The sequence below is a fragment of the Desulfogranum marinum genome, from assembly GCF_963675105.2.
In the GTDB taxonomy this organism is placed as follows: Bacteria; Desulfobacterota; Desulfobulbia; order Desulfobulbales; family Desulfobulbaceae; genus Desulfogranum; species Desulfogranum marinum.
Genome location: NZ_CAXXRO010000004.1, coordinates 773,669 through 792,565 on the forward strand (window position 1 = coordinate 773,669; position 18,897 = coordinate 792,565).

Annotated in this window: 15 protein-coding genes; 12 read left to right on the forward strand and 3 right to left on the reverse strand. The window is 48.7% G+C overall.

What is annotated here, in order from left to right; genetic code table 11:
• A complete protein-coding gene (gene nspC / locus ACHZCY_RS12305) occupies nt 1-1,179 on the forward strand; it encodes a carboxynorspermidine decarboxylase (RefSeq protein ID WP_319549091.1) in 1,179 nt (392 codons plus the stop codon).
• Nucleotides 1,176-2,063 (forward strand): agmatinase, encoded by an 888-nt coding sequence (gene speB, locus ACHZCY_RS12310; protein WP_319549092.1) that lies wholly within the window; start codon nt 1,176-1,178, stop codon nt 2,061-2,063. Before nspC ends, speB begins: the two co-directional genes overlap by 4 nt.
• 857 nt (nt 2,064-2,920) lie before the next feature.
• Here the strand turns inward: speB and ACHZCY_RS12315 are convergent.
• Nucleotides 2,921-3,412 (reverse strand): hypothetical protein, encoded by a 492-nt coding sequence (locus ACHZCY_RS12315; RefSeq protein ID WP_319549093.1) that lies wholly within the window; start codon nt 3,410-3,412, stop codon nt 2,921-2,923.
• A gap of 191 nt (nt 3,413-3,603) precedes the next feature.
• Here ACHZCY_RS12315 and ACHZCY_RS12320 point away from each other — a divergent pair, with 191 nt between their 5' ends.
• From ACHZCY_RS12320 to ACHZCY_RS12345, 6 genes are all read left to right on the forward strand, one after another.
• Complete coding sequence (locus tag ACHZCY_RS12320; protein ID WP_205221678.1) at nt 3,604-4,518, forward strand: DMT family transporter; 915 nt, start codon at nt 3,604-3,606, stop codon at nt 4,516-4,518.
• Nucleotides 4,519-4,534: 16 nt separating this feature from the next.
• Nucleotides 4,535-5,407, forward strand: a complete 873-nt coding sequence (locus ACHZCY_RS12325; protein ID WP_319549094.1) for a DMT family transporter — start codon at nt 4,535-4,537, stop codon at nt 5,405-5,407.
• A 62-nt stretch (nt 5,408-5,469) separates the two neighbouring features.
• Nucleotides 5,470-6,507 carry an AI-2E family transporter gene (locus tag ACHZCY_RS12330; protein ID WP_319549095.1) on the forward strand — a complete coding sequence of 346 codons (1,038 nt, stop codon included), beginning with the start codon at nt 5,470-5,472 and terminating at the stop codon, nt 6,505-6,507.
• A gap of 51 nt (nt 6,508-6,558) precedes the next feature.
• Nucleotides 6,559-6,876, forward strand: a complete 318-nt coding sequence (locus ACHZCY_RS12335; RefSeq protein WP_205221675.1) for a cupin domain-containing protein — start codon at nt 6,559-6,561, stop codon at nt 6,874-6,876.
• A 218-nt stretch (nt 6,877-7,094) separates the two neighbouring features.
• Nucleotides 7,095-7,472, forward strand: a complete 378-nt coding sequence (locus tag ACHZCY_RS12340) for a PA2779 family protein (RefSeq protein ID WP_319549096.1) — start codon at nt 7,095-7,097, stop codon at nt 7,470-7,472.
• Nucleotides 7,473-7,538: 66 nt separating this feature from the next.
• On the forward strand, nt 7,539-8,498 hold the full coding sequence (locus ACHZCY_RS12345; RefSeq protein WP_319549097.1) for a PA2778 family cysteine peptidase: 960 nt from the start codon (nt 7,539-7,541) through the stop codon (nt 8,496-8,498).
• A 181-nt stretch (nt 8,499-8,679) separates the two neighbouring features.
• On the opposite strand, the gene purL is transcribed toward ACHZCY_RS12345, so the two are convergent.
• A complete protein-coding gene (gene purL / locus ACHZCY_RS12350) occupies nt 8,680-12,492 on the reverse strand; it encodes a phosphoribosylformylglycinamidine synthase (protein WP_319549098.1) in 3,813 nt (1,270 codons plus the stop codon).
• Between the two features lie 453 nt (nt 12,493-12,945).
• Here purL and ACHZCY_RS12355 point away from each other — a divergent pair, with 453 nt between their 5' ends.
• Together ACHZCY_RS12355 and ACHZCY_RS12360 are read left to right on the forward strand one after the other, a co-directional pair.
• On the forward strand, nt 12,946-15,417 hold the full coding sequence (locus tag ACHZCY_RS12355) for a helix-turn-helix domain-containing protein (protein ID WP_319549099.1): 2,472 nt from the start codon (nt 12,946-12,948) through the stop codon (nt 15,415-15,417).
• Nucleotides 15,414-16,064 carry a PA14 domain-containing protein gene (locus ACHZCY_RS12360; protein ID WP_319549100.1) on the forward strand — a complete coding sequence of 217 codons (651 nt, stop codon included), beginning with the start codon at nt 15,414-15,416 and terminating at the stop codon, nt 16,062-16,064. Before ACHZCY_RS12355 ends, ACHZCY_RS12360 begins: the two co-directional genes overlap by 4 nt.
• 181 nt (nt 16,065-16,245) lie before the next feature.
• Here the strand turns inward: ACHZCY_RS12360 and ACHZCY_RS12365 are convergent, their stop codons facing one another.
• Nucleotides 16,246-16,605, reverse strand: a complete 360-nt coding sequence (locus tag ACHZCY_RS12365) for a translation initiation factor Sui1 (protein WP_205221669.1) — start codon at nt 16,603-16,605, stop codon at nt 16,246-16,248.
• Nucleotides 16,606-16,945: 340 nt separating this feature from the next.
• On the opposite strand from ACHZCY_RS12365, the gene ACHZCY_RS12370 reads away from it, so the two are divergent.
• Both ACHZCY_RS12370 and ACHZCY_RS12375 read left to right on the forward strand, forming a co-directional pair.
• Nucleotides 16,946-17,572: a DUF6398 domain-containing protein gene (locus ACHZCY_RS12370; RefSeq protein WP_319549101.1), complete on the forward strand. Its 627-nt coding sequence runs from the start codon at nt 16,946-16,948 to the stop codon at nt 17,570-17,572.
• A gap of 425 nt (nt 17,573-17,997) precedes the next feature.
• A complete protein-coding gene (locus ACHZCY_RS12375) occupies nt 17,998-18,840 on the forward strand; it encodes an HDOD domain-containing protein (protein ID WP_205221667.1) in 843 nt (280 codons plus the stop codon).
• Nucleotides 18,841-18,897: the final 57 nt, after the last annotated feature.

An 18,897-nucleotide genomic window follows, 5' to 3' on the forward strand; every position in this document is an offset into this window, starting at 1 on the left:
ATGAATATTTCTGACTCACAAACGCTGTTTGATTTTCCTCAAGAAATAATTAAACATGTTGAAACACCATGTTATCTCATCAGCGAGGATGCTGTGCGGCGCAACTGCCGCATTCTCGCTGACGTTCAACAACGGACTGGAGCCAGGGTTCTCCTTGCCCTGAAGGCCTTTGCTTTGCCGGCACTTTTTCCGGTTATTCGCGAATACCTGCATGGTGTTTGTGCAAGTGGACCGATCGAAGCTCAATTGGGAAGAGAGGAGTTTAACCGCGAGGTTCATACCTACGCACCAGCCTATACTGCTGCCCAGATGGAGCGGGTCGTTCACTACTCGGATCACATCATATTTAATTCCATCAGCCAGTGGCGTACTCATAGACAGCTTGTCTCCAGAGCGAGTCATCCTATAGAGGTCGGCCTTCGCGTCAACCCCGGACATGCAGAAGTGGAAGTGGATCTGTACAACCCTTGCCTGCCAGGGTCTAGGTTTGGTTTAAACCTTGAAGATCTGGACGGTGTTGACCTTACGGGCATATCCGGCCTGCATTTTCATGCACTGTGCGAACAGGATGCAGATGTCCTTGTCCGCGTTCTTGCAAGTTTTGAGAAACGATTCGGCAAATATATAAACAGGATGCGCTGGATCAATTTCGGCGGAGGGCACCACATTACACGTAGTGACTATGATCTGGAACTGCTTTGCAATACCATTGCAGACTTTCGCAAAAGATATGGCAACATCTCCGTCTATCTCGAGCCGGGTGAAGCAGTGGTGCTCAACAGCGGAGTTTTCATTACCAGTGTGATAGATACTATCCATAAAGACATGAACATCGCGATTCTCGACTCTTCAGCTGAGGCACACATGCCGGATGTTCTTGCCATGCCATACCGTCCTCATATCGTCAACAGCGCAAAAGAGAAGGAGCTGCGTCACACCTATCGCCTGGGAGGTATATCGTGTCTTGCCGGTGATATTATCGGCGACTATTCATTTGATACGCCGCTTCATGCGGGGCAACGGCTGGTTCTCACCGATATGGCTCTCTACTCATTTGTGAAGAACAATACCTTCAACGGGGTTGAACTGCCCGCAATCTATACCTGCTCCAGCAAGGAAAACACCTTGCGCCTTATTCGCCGTTTCACTTATGATGATTACCGGAGCCGCATAGCATGAAAAAGTTCAAATCACTCTATTTCCATGGTGAGGATGTTCCACCATCTGCTCCGGAGGATGCTCTCTTCCATGTCATACCGGTACCTTTCGAACGTTCTGTCTCCTATGGGGCAGGCACAGCCGGTGGACCGGATGCAATCCTTGAAGCATCATGCCAGCTTGAACTTCTCACCAAGGGATGCATTCCTGCGGAACATGGTTTCCACACCACTTCACCCGTGGACTGCAGTGGGCCTGTGGAAGACGTATTGAATCGTATAAGAAAGTGTGTTGATGCGACACTGCAAGTGGATAAAATTCCGGTTGTCCTAGGGGGGGAGCATACTGTCACACATGGTGTTATTTCAGCTCTTGTGGACCGTTTTGACGACTTCGGCGTTATCCAGTTTGATGCACACGCGGACCTTCGAGATTCGTACGAAGGCTCTCCCCACAGCCATGCCTGTGTTATGCGTCGAATCCATGAGCAAAACATACCCATCTATCAACTCGGCACTCGAAGTTACTCCAGCGAAGAACAGGAATATCGTCTCGTTCATTCAATACCTTTTCTGGATAGCGAGGATATCTGGAAAAAAGGCCATGAACTTTCACTTCCCGTTGATTTTCCTAAAAAGGTGTTCATCACTTTTGACATCGACGGGTTGGACAGTTCACTTATGCCGGCTACAGGTACGCCCGTTCCTGGTGGCCTAACCTGGTACCAGGCAATGTGGCTGATACAGCAGATTATGAACAGTAGAATATGTATCGGTTTCGATGTCGTTGAGTACTCCCCGATTCCAGGTTTCCATGGTTATTCGTTCACAGTTGCCCAGCTTGTCTACAACATGATGGGATACCTCGTCCTAAGCAGCACCAACAGTAAGTACTATATAAAATAGCTTGGGAACTGAAAACGATTTAATATCAGTCGCATCTCTTCAGTTGCTAAGGTTCTCTTAACGCCCGTTTCACCCTCAGCCTGATCGAGGGAGAAATGGAGAGAAGGAATGTGTCAGTTTAATCAGGTACTTGCTAACCCCCAATGCAGTATATGTTGAACAGGTAGCCGAAACTGTACTGGACATGATGCAACGGTTGACGGGAGTTGCCCTTTCTTGGGGCCCGGAATGTGGACAGGGAAAAATGGTTTATCTTGAGGCGTTTTCGGAACCATTTTAAGATACTTCCTGAGAGTATCTGGCACCATAGGTTCACGTTTTTCGAAAAGTTAATACGAATTGCACAGAGAACGTGCGCCCTTTTAGAGGCATATTTTCCCTCAAAAGAAAGGGAACCTCGCGGTGACGACAATAAATCGGAAATATTGCCTCCTTTCCAGATTGCCTAAAAGGGGCAGTAGTTTTGCATGCAGCTTATCATTCTAAAAACGGTTGATTTTTTTTCTTACACCGTCTCCATCGCCCCTTATTCAATCCCCATCGCAAACGTAAACGTTCTTGCCCTCTTATCGCAGTCCAGTTCTCAAGGATTTATCAACAATTGCGTTTTGCTCGGCCACTAATCAGGCATTGCTCAACTTCAGAGTATGATTTATTGTCGGGCTTATAATCAGGACGCAACTGTTAATGAATCCTATTCTGTATATCTGAACTAGTTATTGCTGTAACGCACTGCACGTTGGAATCGAAACTTGCTGGTTTTATGAGGTCGGTTCCCGATAAAGTCCAGTTTTCTTGAAAGGGCACTTGTGGTGCACTGGACGCGCGGGAAATGCTGCCCCGCGCTAAGTAGGCTGTTATCGGCAGCGGAGAAAAGCGACCTGCATCATAAGGGGATCTTCAAAGAAAACGGTTTTGTTCCCCCATTCGGAGAGACCGATATTAACCCACTCTCCCTGATCTTCCCACTCATCGTATCCATATTTCCAGCCGTCCCAGTTTTCCGCACAGAGATATTCCTGTTCCGGCCCGTAATAAATAAACTGGCTTTCCACATCATCTTCCATTTTACGGGATTGGCCAATGAGGACCAGGTCAGCTCCTTTTGCACCGGCTTCCTTAAAAACCAGATTTTGGATATCTTTGCCGCTCTGGTTAGCAGGGAGCATTGCCAAAGTTTCTGCAAAAACCCTGCATGGACGAGGAACCTGCGTATACTGGAAAGCGGTCGCAATTTTGTCGGTTGGAGTATAGATTTTGCCTGAATAGGCAGTTTCGTCTTTTCCGCCACAGCCCGAAAGGAGGAGCACTATGGTCGGCAGGAGAAGGGTAGATATAAACCTTATCATTGTTACACTCCGAGGAAGTTGATTTTTTACTGCATTTTCATACGTAAAGAGATAGGGTCTCAACTCTTATCAAAAAGAGACCAAAAATATTTTTTGATATATTAAACCCGAACCTGCCGTAATGCTACCTTGAATTCATGGTAACTCATTAATTAACGGTAACTCATTAAAAAATGCTGAAAGAGTTGAGAATGGTTAAACCAAGGGAAAAGAGCAGCCCTTATGCAGACCTGCTGTTGTTGCTGGTCGCCTTGATTTGGGGTTTTGGCTTTGTTGCTCAACGCGTGGGCATGGACCACGTCGGCCCGTATACCTTTAATGGATTGCGCTTTATACTTGGCGCTTGTTGCCTGTTGCCCCTTGTAATGCGGAGAAGCAGGCAGCCGGTTTTGACGGAACAGCAGATGAGTGCCTGGACGGCGGGGCTTATCGCCGGTGTCTTTTTATTTGCCGGAGCCACCTTGCAGCAGGTAGGTCTCCAGTACACAACCGCCGGAAAAGCAGGGTTTATTACTGGTTTGTATGTGGTTTTTGTTCCGATTATCGGTCTCCTGTTCGGACAGCGGACCAACGCAGGAACCTGGATCGGTGCCTTGCTTGCGGTGGCAGGGCTCTATCTGCTCAGTATCCAGGGAACCCTGCATATTGCCTTTGGTGATCTTCTGGAAACCATTGGTGCTGTGTTCTGGGCATGTCATGTGCTGGTGTTGGGATATCTTTCTCCTCGAACCTCGCCTGTGAAGTTGGCGATGGTACAGTTTCTTGTCTGCGGTTTCCTGAGCCTTGGAGTGGCTGTCGCCCTAGAGACGATTTCGCTTGCTTCCATTGTTCAGGCAGGGGTACCAATATTTTACGGCGGAGTTATCTCTGTGGGCGCAGGGTATACGCTGCAGGTTGTTGTACAACGCAAAGCACATCCCGCAAATGCCGCTATTATCTTGAGCCTGGAATCACCTTTTGCCGCTTTGGGAGGGTGGTTGCTGCTCAATGAATTTCTTTCCGGCAGAGGACTGACCGGCTGTATACTCATGCTTGGCGGGATGCTGATTTCCCAGCTGTGGACAGTGTTTAAGCAGGAAAAAGAGACTTCAGCTCTGCCGGGCTGATAAAAGGTATATTGCAATGGAAACAGTGGGCATCCTTGCGGCCGTTTTCTCCGCCCTTTTCATGGGCACTATTGGTATATTTTCCAAATTGACCGGTCTCTCTTCAGAAACCGTTACATTTTGTAGGCTTTTTTTCGGTGCAGGTTTCATGGGGCTCTTTTTACTCTGTATCGGTCGTGTACAATGTCTGCGCCAATGGCCCTCCTGGCTGGTGTTAATCAATGGCGGGATGTTGGCCGGGTTCATTATTTTCTATGTCCAGGCCATGAACTTTACCACCATGGCTAATGCGATCATGCTGGTGTATCTCGCTCCGGTCGCAGCTTCTCTTTTTGCCCACCTGTTTTTAGGGGAAAAATTAAGCTGGAGTGGACTGCTCCTTATCTGCAGCGCTCTTTTCGGGTTTGCAATGATGATGGAGTTCACCATTGATATGCAAGGCGGTAGTGATCACTTACTTGGCATAGGATGCGGTTTGGTTTCCATGGTTGCCTATGCGGCATTTATTTTACTCAATAGAATTGTCAAAACGGATATCCACGTCTATACGCGCACCTTTTACCAGTTACTGGCAGGAGCGGCAGTTATGTTGCCATTGTTGGCGTTGGATCCGCCTACCATCAGTCCCGTTAATTGGTTGTGGATGATTGGCACGGGCTTTCTCCCCGGTTTTTTGGCTATTTTCTGCGCAGTAATGGCCTTGAGTCGTCTGCCGGCGGCAACTTTCGGTACCCTTGCCTATGTAGAGCCTGTGGCAGTGGTAATTTTTGGTTGGGTATTGTTTAACGAAACACTTTCTCCTCTGCAGATGGGAGGCTGTGCTGTGATCATCTTCAGCGGCATTATCCAGGCCTATCTTAGTAGTCGACAGAAGCAAAGCAAGGTATAGTGGGAGGAGATGAAAAGATTCTGCAGGAGTTTTGTTCATTTTTTTTTACAAAATGAGGTCGTATGCTCATTCATTTAGCAGCTTTTGTGGTTGTTGTCGCCGGCATCATGTCGGCTAAATCGCTTTTAATTCCCTTTCTGCTGGCAATTTTTCTGGCCATCATCTGTATTCCTCCTCTTTTTTGGTTACGACAAAAAAACGTGCCCGTCGCTCTGTCGGTATTTGTGGTTGTTGTGGTGGTGATCATCATCCAGCTGGGCCTGACCACCTTGATCGGTTCATCGCTTGCAGATTTTTCCAAGGCACTGCCCAATTATCAGGACCGCCTGCAGAGTATTGCCCGGGAGGGCATTGTTTGGGTGGAGGGGTTTGGAATCGATATCACCGATGACATGATCATGGACCAGTTTAATCCTGGAAAACTGATGGCGATTGTCGGCGGTATGTTGAACAATCTGCTCGGGATGATGAAAAATACCTTTATGATTTTGCTCACCTTCATGTTCATCATGTTGGAAGCAGCAGGTATCCCGGCAAAGGTTCAAGCCATTGCCGGTGGCGGTAAAGGTGCTTTAGAAAAATATGGAGCCATCAGCAAAGGCGTTAACCGCTATCTCTTTCTTAAATCTTTGACAAGTCTTGGCACTGGAATATTAGCCGCTGTCAGCCTCCAGATCATTGGCGTCGATTTTGCTGTGATGTGGGGCATGGTTGCGTTGTTGCTTAATTTTGTGCCGACCATCGGATCCATTATTGCGGCTGTACCTCCGGTCCTGCTCGCCTTGGTACAACTCGGTGTCGGGCCGGCTCTGGCTACAGCTTCCGTGTATCTGGTTATCAATGTGGTGATTGGTAACCTGCTTGAGCCGCGCATTATGGGTGCTGGGGTCGGGTTATCCACCCTGGTTATTTTTATCTCTATGGCATTCTGGGGCTGGGTGCTTGGGCCCATTGGAATGTTGCTGTCCGTGCCGCTGACCATGGCCTTGAAAATTACTTTGGCCGCCAATGAAAGCACCAAGGGTCTGGCCTTATTATTAGGTTCCAATAGTGAGGCCGCAGCAGTACTTGCTGCTTTACCTTCCGATGAGAATGCATAAATTGTTGCATATGGCACTTAATTACATCAATGCAACCATGAGATCGTTCCCATGAAAAAGCTCGATCTGGATACCACCCGTGACTTCAGCCCGATGGGCATGAAAAGCATAGTGCTCCATGATTCGGAACACTTTAAGATTCTCAATTTTAATCTTGTCGCAGGGGCACTCTTTCCGATTCACTCCCATGATCTTGAGGGGCAGCTCAGCATTATGGTTATTGAAGGAGAAGGCGAATTTCTGGCTGATGGTGATGTGACCATGCCGGCCAGAACCGGAAATATGTTGATTTGCGATATCAGTGAACCCCACGGGGTAAAGGCAATCACTGATATGCGTATAGTGGTTACCATTGCACCACCAATTTAGGGGTAATAAAGCTGCTTGTTGGGCGTCAGGCATTTGTTGCAGCCTCAGTTGTAGTTTACGAAAATATTTGCTCCCTTGCCTCATCCATGTATAGTAATGCGCTTGAGATTTGGAGACTATTTGCCCGTATTGGGTGGAGAGCGTTTGTTACTAAAATTACCCTGGCTGGAAGAAAATGATTTCTTCACCAGGCAGGGAATAGTGGAAAAGGAGCATATATGCAGCGAGCAACCATCTTTTTTATTTATACCTTCCTGGCCGTTTTTATTACCTGTTCAAGCATGCTGCCTGCAGCCCAGGCAAAGATTATCGGCACAGAGAGCTACCTTGCCGGGCAGTCCTATAGTGCTGAACGTGAGCAGATTCAAGCATTCGTGAACCAGGAGAGCGTTCGTGCGCAGTTCATTGAGCTGGGTGTGGAACCGGCAGATGTGGACGCAAGGATTGCCCATATGACTCCTGAAGAGTTGTTGCAGGTACAGCAGCATATTGCTGATCTTCCTGCCGGTGGTATGCTGGAGATTATCGGTGCCGTTTTCCTGGTCCTGCTAATTCTGGAACTGGTTGGAGTTACCAATATTTTTAATAAAATATAGGTAACCAGTTACAGTTTGAGGTAGAGTGATAGTTTTAATATTTTTGCTGAATAGTGACAAATATAGATGATACTTTTTCGGGGCCTGTTGCAATGGGCTTGTCTCATCTGCATCCTGGTGGTATCGGGATGTGGGATCCATCCTTCTCGCATAGGCCCCCCTTTATTCAATAAGCCGATAGAGCTTGTTGATACCGTTTTTTTCCCTCAAAAGAAATACCAGTGCGGCCCTGCTGCGTTGGCCACAGTTCTTCAGTCCAGTCGTATAGACGTGGCGCCCGATGCCCTTGCCTCCCAGGTGTACCTGCCTGGAAGGAAGGGGAGCCTGCAGGCAGAGCTTATGGCAGCGACAAGGCGGTATGGTCGCCTGCCCTATGTAATACAGGGGACGTTAGCTGGTCTTATTGCCGAGCTTGAAGCCGGGCGACCTGTTCTTGTCCTGCAGGATTATGGTCGTGCAGGTTTGAGAATGTATCATTATGCCGTGGTGGTTGGCGGCATGGAACATACGCTCATCCTCCGATCAGCTGACGAAAAACGGTTGTTCATCAACGAATCGACCTTTTTAAGGACATGGAAAAGGGCGGGGTACTGGGGCATGGTGGTGTTGCAGCCGGGGCAATTGCCTGCGACCCTTGATCGGGAAAAATACCTGGCAGCAGCTGCCGGTTTGGAGGGCGCCGGAAAAGTCGAGCCTGCAGCTCAGTGTTACCAGGCTCTGCTCAGCAGATGGCCTGCCTATGATGATGCCCTTTTTGGTCTGGCAACAGTCCGGTTGGCTCAGCACCATTACCTGGAGGCGATTAAACTGTACCGGCAGTTGCTCATGGGTGATAACGATAACCCTGCCGCTATGAACAACCTGGCTGAGGCGCTTGCTGCAGCAGGTCGTGTTGATCAAGGTGTGCAGGAGTTGGACAGGTATCTAGAGCACACCGATCTTTCTCAGCGCCCGTTTTGGGAGAAGACGCTGCTCACGACCCGGAACGAATTGCAGCAGCGTTTAGCCCAGATTTCTCATCAATAGATTTTTCCGCAGGATCTGCGTTACAAACCACTTGCGGTAGTTTACTACCGGAGTCTGCGCTTACCTGCTGCGCGGCTTGTGCCTTGCCCTGCGAAAAACTTTATTGATGAGAAATCCGGGTTAGTGAAGAGGCCGGACAGGCTACCCAATCAGCCTGTCCGTAGTCAATTCGATTCCTTTTTTATTTTTCAGTATGTTCCATGCACCAGGCATAGGCATTTTGAAACATCTGCAGCCAGGGAGAGACCTGAAGCTCGTTCATCTCCGCAGGCAGCCAATGGGCCTGCCACGGTAAAAAGACTCGTTCCGGGTGTGGCATCATTGCCAGGTGTCGGCCATCCGGGGAGCATAGGCCGCCAAAACCACCAGGTGACCCGTTAGGATTGAAAGGATACACTTCGGTTGCCTGCCCTGCATCATCGACATACACCACCGGTACCAGGTTGTCTTGTTTAACGTTGTCCAGAACCTGCTGATCCGGGAAGTGGAGCCGCCCTTCACCATGATCCACATGGATACCAAAGACAAGTTCCTCCATCCCCTTGAGCATGATCGCCTTGCTTGGCAGCACCTTGACCGTTGTCCAGCGTGATTCAAACCTGCCTGACGTATTGTGGATAAAACGTGGCTGGTTTTCAGGAGCAAGTCCCTGGAAGGGCACCCAGCCCAGAAGTGCAAACAGCTGGCAACCATTACAGATCCCCAGGGTAAAGGTATCTGGGCGGTCATAAAATTGTTGAAATTGTTCCTTCATCCGTTCGTTAAAGAGAATGGTCGCTGCCCATCCCTTGGCACTTTCCGGCACATCGGCATAGGAAAAACCGCCAACAGCTGCCAAACCACGGAAATCATCCAACGTGACACGACCTTCAAGCAGATCATTCATGCAAATATCCCATGGCTCAAATCCTGCGGCATAGAAAGCTGAACTCATCTCTCGGTCAGAGTTTGACCCCTCATCCCTGAGAATAGCTACCTTGGGTTTGTTGGCCTTGCTGAGCAGCGCATCAGGTGTAGGTGCAGGGGAAAAGGGCAGGGTATAGATAGGGCCTTTACGGTCATAGCTGTTTTCTTTTTCCTGGTCCGCACAATCCGGATTAACCTGGAGCCGTTCCAATTGATAACTGGTCTCCTCCCACCACTGCCGGAGCAGCTGCATTTTTTCCTCAAGGACAGCTACATTGTTGCAAGAGATGGTAATGGTCTTGTCTGCTGTGGTTTTCCCCAAGACAGTTGCCGCTACATTTCTCTTGTTTAACAGCTCCATAAGCTTTGCCAGGGATGCCTCCGGGCATTCAACCACCAGACCGAGTTCTTCGTTAAAAAGGTGTTCCAATGGCGAGGTCGTATCAGGCAGTTCCAACTGCAGTCCGCAATTACCGGCAAAGGCCATTTCCAGCACTGTGGTAATCAAGCCGCCGTCACTCCGGTCATGGCCGGAGAGAATGAGGTCCTTGTCAATGCACTCCTGAATAGCCGCAAACCCGTTTTTGACCAATGCCGGATCGTCCATATCAGGTACTTCATTACCAACACTACCCAGGACCTGGGCCAGCGAACTGCCGCCAAGGCGTTGCTGGTTTCCGGAGAGATCAATCAGGACCAACGTGCTTCCAGGCTGTTTGACGTCCGGCGTAATCACTCGGCGGATATCGCTCATGGAAGCATAGGCAGAGATGACCAGTTCCCTCGGGGATTTAACGATCTCGTCACCCACCATGGTTGCCATGGAAAGACTGTCCTTGCCGCCGTCAACCGCCATGCCGACAGCTATCATGGCGTCCCGCATGGCCTTGACAGCATCATTCATGGCCGCACCTTCTCCTTCAAGCTTGGGAGCCCACATCCAGTTGGCGGAGCATTTAATCTGCTCAGGGTCATCGATCTGTGCCCACACCAGGTTGGTTAAGGATTCACCGACCGCCATCCGTGCTCCGGCAGCCGGATCAACCAGCATCTTAATCGGCTGCTCGCCAATGGCAGTGGCAATTCCGGTCAGGCCAAAGTGGCTTTGCGCAACCACCGCGACATTACTCACAGGCAGCTGCAGAGGCCCGCAGCACTGCTGTCTGGCAATCAGTCCGGTAACAGCACGGTCGACCTTGTTGGTCAGAAAACGCTTGGAACCAACGGATACCAATCTGAGCACCTTGTGGAGGGCATCGCGAACCGTGAGTGATTCCGGAAAGGTGAGTGGCTGCAACGCAGGCTGGTAGCGGGAATCGGTAAACTCTTTTTGTGGGATATTGCCCAGGAGTTCGTTGAGCTCAATGTCCACCGGGGTCGTGTTGTCTTGCGAATCATGGACAACAAAGCGGAGATCTCCCGTCACTTCTCCCAGGACTTCGCAACCTACCTTTTCCCGGTCGCAAATCCGCTGAAAGTGATCAATATTTTCCGGGCTGATCAAAAAACCGGTGCGTTCCTGGTACTCGGCCACATAGATTTCAAGCACCGACATGGTGGGGTCACCAACATGGACTTTGCGAATATCGACCTTGCCGCCGGAGTGCTCAACCAATTCCTTGAGCACGTTTGCCGGGCCGCCGGCTCCCTGATCGTGAATAACATCGATCAGGGTTTTGTCGCCCATCTCGTTACAGGCGCGGATCACGCGGTTCATCTTTTGTTCCATTTCCGCATCACCACGCTGGACAGCGTCAAAATCCAGATCAGAGGCATTTTCTCCCTGGAGCATACTCGAGGCCGCACCGCCCCCAAAGCCGACCCTGTAGGCTGGTCCGCCGACCTGGACGATCAGCATTCCCGGCCTGGCTTCATCTTTTTCTGTCTGACAGTCATCGATCTGACCAACACCGGCGGTGAACATGATCGGCTTCAGAAAACCCCAGCGCTGACCATCATCAAGCCGCAGGTCAAAGGATCGGGTGAATCCCTGGATGAGAGGTTCTCCGAATTTATTTCCGTAGTCCGATGCCCCGTTGCTGGCTTCTATTTCGATGTCCAGGGCTGGGGCAAGGTTGTCCGGACAGGGGTAGGACTGTTCCCACTCCAGTGGGTAGCCAGGGATATGGAGGTTGGCTACACAGTAGCCGGCAGTTCCAGCCATGACAAAGCCGCCTTTGCCTGTCCCCTGAACGTCGCGAATCCTTCCTCCTGTGCCGGTTTCCGCGCCGGGAAAAGGTGCCACACCGGTGGGGAAATTATGGGTTTCAGCGGTGAGCAGCGGGTGATAGCGAACATTCACCTCTGTCAGGGGTGATGGCTCTCCCGGTACCTGTGGGTGGAGCGTTGTAACCGGATGACCGGTAATAACACTGGAGTTATCCTTAAACGCAATAATACTGCCCTTGGGATTGGCTTCCAGGGTGTCGGTGACCATATCAAAGAGTGTCTTGTCCTGTTCAACGCCGTCAATAATTTGTTTGCCCCTGAAAAACCCGTGCCGGGAATGCTCAGAGTTGGCATTATTGAGGTCCATTATTTCAACAATGGTCGGGTTGCGGTCATGCTTGGTGACAAAATAATCATAATAAAAGTTACGATCCCATTCATCCATGGAGATGCCTGGTATTTCAAGCAGTCCGTCAGGGCCTTTACTTTTCAGGTCTATCTCATACACCGGCTCTGGCATGATGCCTGTTTCAAAAGTGTTGAGTGGCTCGGGATAAACACACTCGGTCATGCGGTCATGGTGTGCATCAATAAATTGCTGCAGATCTTCTCCTTCGGGCACCACATATCGCCGGGAACGTTCGACCCTGGTAACGCAGGTAAGATCAACCGCTTGACATATGGAGACCATATTTGACGACCAGGCAGTAGCAAAGTTAAGCCGGGGACCGATTTCAACAACCCGCTCCCCTTTGAGCACGGGCTCAAGGGAAACTGTTTCGACGAGAAAGCCATCAGCGAGAATCAGGCGTAGCTTGTGCAACTCGTCATCTGACATCGGCCGGGTGGATTCCACATTATAACAGTGGGCAAAGGTGGTATCTATTTTTCTGTAAAGCTGTGTAACGACTGATCCCATGATCTGGTTTCCTTTTCAAGCGCGGTCAGCGACTAACTATGTTTAAATGCAAATGGAGTAAAGTGAAGTCCGGCACGTTGTGTATTGTAGGCAGTGTCTGCTTAGGGAGCTGTGCAACTTGTTTTCGGACAACTCCTTAATCGGAATATGTGATTTTTTGACGATTCATCCCCTATTTATTCATTGTGAACCGAGCCGTAAAGTATTTTTTCTGTTTAAAAAGTGATGAGTCCGTGAAAAGTTCATCACACTCATAGATGGTTAAGTGAAAATACAGGTTATATTGGTAGGGTAGGCTTTAAGGGAAAGGGGCTTTCCGGGGCGAAGGCTCACGCAATGCATGGAAAGTGAACGCTGAGTCTGGAATTATTATTTTTTTCAAAAAATGATAAAATGTTTATCAGAAATTCGGGTTGAGAACCATAGTGGTACAAGTGGAGATAATTTTACAATATGAAAAGTGGTAATTTAGAGCTGGAGCTTGCCGACGCCTTTGTTCAGTCTACAGGGACTAACCTTTTTTTGACCGGTAAGGCTGGAACAGGTAAAACGACTTTTTTAAAAAATATTAAACAAACCTGCCCCAAAAGGCTGATCGTTACGGCACCGACAGGCGTGGCGGCAATTAATGCCGGCGGGGTCACGCTTCACTCTTTTTTTCAACTCCCCTTTGGACCGTACGTGCCCGGCAGCGAAGGATACAACCAGAGCAGCAGGCATAGGTTTAGTCGAGAAAAACAGAATATCATCAAGAGTCTTGATCTGTTGATTATCGATGAGATAAGCATGGTGCGGGCTGACATGCTGGATGCTGTTGATGCTGTATTGCGACGTTACCGTCGTAACGAAGCACCATTTGGCGGGGTACAGTTACTGGCGATCGGCGATCTGCAGCAATTGGCTCCGGTGGTCAAGGAGAGCGATAGGACCATTCTTGATCAATATTATGAATCACCTTATTTTTTCAGCAGTAACAGCCTACGTTCCACTGCATTTATCACCATTGAATTGAAGAAAATATATCGCCAGTCAGATGATCATTTTATTGATTTGCTGAATAAGGTCCGTGACAACAATCTCGATCCGGCAGCACAGGAGGAATTGAATAAACGGTATCAGCCTGATTTCCAGACAGCAGATGCCAACGACTATATTACCCTCTGTACCCATAATCGACAGGCTGACCGTATCAATGAAGTTCGACTGGAAACATTACCCGGTAAAGCGTCTTCTTTTACTGCGGAAATCGAAGGGGATTTTCCAGAACATTCCTTCCCCACTGCTGCAAGCCTGGATTTAAAGAAGGATGCGCAGGTGATGTTTATCCGCAACGACCCAACACCTGAGAAACGTTTTTATAACGGCAAGATCGGTCGCATTGTTGCGATGGATAACGATGAAATAACAGTGCAGTGCCCCGGCGATATGGAGCCGATTATTATTAAACCTTCAGTGTGGGAAAATATCGAATATACCCTGGATGTAGAAGAGGGCGAGGTCCGGGAAAAAAAGAAAGGCTCCTTCAGCCAGCATCCGCTGCGGCTTGCCTGGGCAATTACCATCCACAAGAGCCAGGGCCTTAGCTTTGAAAGAGCGATTATCGATGCTCAGGCCGCCTTTACCCATGGCCAGGTCTATGTGGCGTTGAGCCGTTGTCGGACCCTGGAAGGTGTGGTTCTCAGCTCGCCCCTTGGTGCCAAAAATATACAGACCGATGCTGCAGTATTACATTTTGTCCGGCAGGCAAGGGAAGAGCAGCCTACGCAACAGCAGCTGGAAGTTGAAAAAAACAGGTATCAACAGCGGCTGCTGTTGGAGTGTTTCAATTTTCGACCTCTACGTTCCGTACTGCATCGTTTTGTCAGTATGGTAGGTAAATTTCGAACAAGCATTGTCGTGAAGGGTGCGGAAGACGTGCTGGGAATGTGTCAGCCAATATGGGATGAAATCTGTACTGTTGGCGATAATTTTCAACGCCAGTTGGAAGGCTTTTTTCAGGAAGGCTGCCTGCCTGAACAGGATCCGGTCATCCTGGAAAGACTCAATAAAGCGTCGGGCTATTTTGACGAAAAACTTGTCACCCTGCTTGTTACCCCTTTTCAGCAGGTAAGTATTGAGACGGATAGTAAGGAAATTCAGAAAAGCGTAACCAAGATCCTGAAACAATTGGACAGCATCGGGGCTGAAAAATTGGCGGCTGTACAGGCCTGCCGGGATGGTTTCTCTCCCCAGCAATACCTGCGAAGTATATCAACGGCTGCTGTAAAAGCTCCTCCCCGGAAAAAGCAGAAGGATGCATCGCTTTATTTGGAAAATGATGTGGCACATCCGGAGTTGTTCGAAAAACTCAAGCAGTGGCGGACGCAGAAGGCAGCTGAAGAAGGATTAGCTGCCTACCAGGTTCTGCATCAAAAAACCCTGGTACAGATTGCCGTTCACTTACCGATTATCATCACTGATTTGAAGGCAATCAAGGGGATTGGCAACAAGTTGGCAGAGCGATACGGCGAAGAACTGGTCACATTGATCAGTGACTATCGCAAGGAGCATGGTATTAGTGAGGTTGTTCTTCCTGCAAAGCCGGAGCCAATAAAAACCGAGAAGCGGTCGGGCACGACCAGAGACCAGACCCTGGCTCTTTTTGAGCAAGGGTTAACGATTAAGGAAATCGCCGAAAAACGCTCCCTGACTAGGTCAACCATAGAAGGGCACCTGGCTTTTTGGGTGGGAGAGGGAAAGATTGCGGTCAACAGATTGGTTGCAGAGGATAAGTGCGAGCAGATAGAAGAGGCACTGCAGCTGGAAGGCGGGAGAACGTTTCGAGAAGTGAAAGAAGCATTGGGCAATGACGTCAGCTATGGCGAAATTAAAATTGTTCAGGCATTTTTGAAAAGTCAGGATGCCGTGGAAGAGGGGGAAACATGATGGTAGATGCATGCAAGAAAAAAAACATGATGAGCATCTGGCTCATTGTTTGGTGTCTGTTTTTTACTCAAAGCAGTTTTGCTGCTAATGCAGCATCAGCAGAAAGCTTGGTGAAGATCACAGGCATAACCCCCGACCAAAGGGTAGCAGAGAAAATCGTGCCGGGTCTGCTCCCTCTGTATTACCTGGATTTTTTTCAACGTGATCTGAAAAAACTGCCGCAAGGGTCTTCAGCAAAATATCCTTCTTTCCGTGGTGAAGCGATCCTTGAGCTTAATCATACATTCGGCAGGGGAGAGGTCTTTGCCAGCGGTGCCAAACAAGGAGTCGGCATGCGTTTGCAGGGCTACCTGTTGTTTGCAGAGCCAGGGGAGTACAGCTTGCAGGCCATGTCCAACGATGGCATCATTATGCAACTCGACGGAGTGCAGGTGCTCAGCGATCCCAAACAACACTCAGATCGATTGACCGAGATGGCGCAGGTTGTGATCAATCATCCCGGTTGGTACCCGGTGGTGATTGAGTATTTTCAACGAAAAGGCACCGCCACCTTGCAGTTACTGTGGAAAACCCCTGGCTCCTCCGATGTAGAGCCGATTCCTGCATCTGCATATGGGCATGTCAGTTCGCCTGAGAAAGGGATGTAATTGCTTAGCCCGGTTTTCTCATTAGTTCAGGCGGTGTCAGGTTTATAGCTATGACAGGGTGGATAAGTGCAATGCATCTATGCAGCTCAATCCGGTGCCTGCCATTGGTGGATGTGCCACGCTTATCCCACCTTACGTAGCCTGTTTTCCTGCCTGATCGTGAGCAGGTAGGGTACTTTGCTTAACCGCCGGCCAGTTTTGCCTTGTAACCGAGTTTGTTCAACGCATCGACCAGTGTCTGGCGGTGGTCTCCCTGGATTTCGATGATGCCGTTTTTCGCAGTGCCGCCGGAGCCGCATTTTTGTTTGAGTTGTTTGGCCAGCTTTTTCAGAGCAGCATCATCCAAGGCAATACCGCTGATGATGCTGACTCCGGCACCCTTGCGGCCCTTTGTCTGCCTGCTCACCCGAATTTGCCCGTCGCCCGGCGGTGAGCTTTTTTGCTTGCTGCAACAGCATTGCTTTTCAGGATGTCCGCATTGCGGGCACATGCGCCCTTTGTCGGTGGAGTAGACCAATCCGTAGTTTTTTGTTTTTTTCATGGTGGGGTAGGATGATTTGTTCGAATATATTTTTTTGGAGATAGTAACCGTGATGCAATAGTAAACACGCCCTGCGATCTATGACAAGTTTAAGCAGTCTGATATAACCTAATGCTACGCGGCATGAGCAATATTGAAACCACAACCTCCACCTGTTGCTAGAGGTTCTCAACAAATTTACTCGCTTCCGCTGTCGTAAGCCCCTTTGAGGCGAGAGTAAAAAAACTCATTGGTCAATGGCGTTGTATGGTAAGTGTGCTATCGTGTTGGTTATTACCTTTATTTTACCATTGGCAGAGGCAGAAAATAACCAGTTTGAAAAAAATAGCCGTTAATCGTTATGAAAAAGATACAATTAAAGGAAATTATTGGCCTGGTAGAGTCGTTCAGTGCAGAGTACTTGAACGAAGAATTAGCCGAGTGTGCTCTCAGGTTATGCAATAAATTAGGTCGTAGCCGCAAGCTGGATATTACCAGGGGCAAAAGAGAAATATGGGCCGCAGCCATCGTGTATGTGATTGCCAGGTCAAATTTCCTGTTTGATAAGGCCAGTGATGATTTCCTTACATCAGACATAATCTGTGATTTTTTTAATACCAAGAAGACCACGACCGGGAACAAGGCAACTGTCATTGAAAAAGCATTGAATATCAGTATCGGTGATAAGGATTGCTGTACCCAGGAGATAGTAGAGACCTGTTCATTTGTCGAGTTACCTGGTGGGTTTGTGCTGCCTAAAAGAATGATCGATGCTGTTTCCAGGGAAATTGTTATAGAAATCGGTGACGAGGAGAAGTCCCGGGAAATTGAAGAGTTCATGGCCCGGAAGCAGCAGGAACAGGAAGACAAAGAGCGGCTCAGAAAAGAGCGGCGAGCCGAAATAAACCGTGAAATTGCGGAAAAGAAGCGAAAGAAGAAGGAAGAGAAACAGGCAAAAATCAATGAACGGCAACTGAAGCTTTGGTGATGCACGTTGGTTTGGTTTACATAAGCGCTAAATCGTCGAAATTAGTAGCTGTGCCTTGAATCTCAAGAATAAACAAGAAGCTGTGTAGGGTCTTATAAGCCCTTGCTCCTCAGATTATCCTGATACCTTGTGCGAAATTGTTACAACCAGATGACAAATCCCAGACAGCATCTGGGATATCAGGAAACAGGGAGACTCCTGTAAGCAGTTGCAGGTTTTAGGTATAGTAAATTAAAGAGTTATCAACCCCGTGAGTTACCCTTTAGTTTTGTAGAGAAAGAGCTGTGTTTTGATAAAAAAACGTTGAAAAAAATGTGTGGTAATATCAGTATATTGCGAGCAACCTTTCCTTGCCGGAGTCTGATCGAAAACTACTGCTACTAAAAAAGCGGGAAATTTCAGTAAAGAAATGTCACGGGGGAAAAATGAATACAGCATTAAAGGATGTTATAAAAACGGCACAGCTTTTCTCTTTGCCTGACGTTTATTTGCGCCTGAAATCTCTTCTCGACGACCCGGATTATGCAATGGGGGAAGTCGCGGCGGTAATTAGCCTTGATCCTGCGATGACGCTCCGCTTGCTGCGCATTGTCAACAGCTCTCTCTATGGCCTTAATAAACAGGTGGACACTGTTAGTCGTGCCATCATTTTGCTCGGTTCACAGCAGGTGCATGATATCGTCTTGGCGACGTCGATAGCGCAGGCCTTTAGAGGGATCTCTAAAGATGTGATGGATGTGGGGAAATTTTGGAGACGCAGTGTTTACTGTGCTGTTACCTGCAGGCACTTAGCCCGACAACAGGGATCCTGCGACAAGGAAAGGCTGTTTGTGGCTGGACTTCTCTGCGATATAGGGCACCTCCTCATTTATCAGGCTATTCCTGATATTTATTGGAAGATGGCGCAGGAGTTGAAACATTCGGAAAAAACTATTGTCGACATGGAGCAGGAGCTGCTTGGTTTTGATTACGCCCAAGTGGGTGCTCTCCTTCTGGAGCAATGGAACCTTTCCGAAAGCCTTAAGGAAACGACCAAACTACATGTCCATCCAGGCAAAGCAGAGCAGTATCCACTTGAAACGGCTCTTGTTCACATTGGTTTCCTGATGACCAGGGCCGGAGACGGGGAGGGGGTGTTTAACGAGGCAGGGTTGAGTGTCGATCCATCGGCATGGGAGCGCACCGGATTAACTGCCGAAGACTGCTCAGACCTTTATAAAGAGATTGAAAAAGATGTTCGAGTGGCAATGGAACTCATTTTTTTATAAGCATACTGCGTGCAAAGTTGACAATGTCTTTTTTCGATTGCAAATGTTTATGTAAGC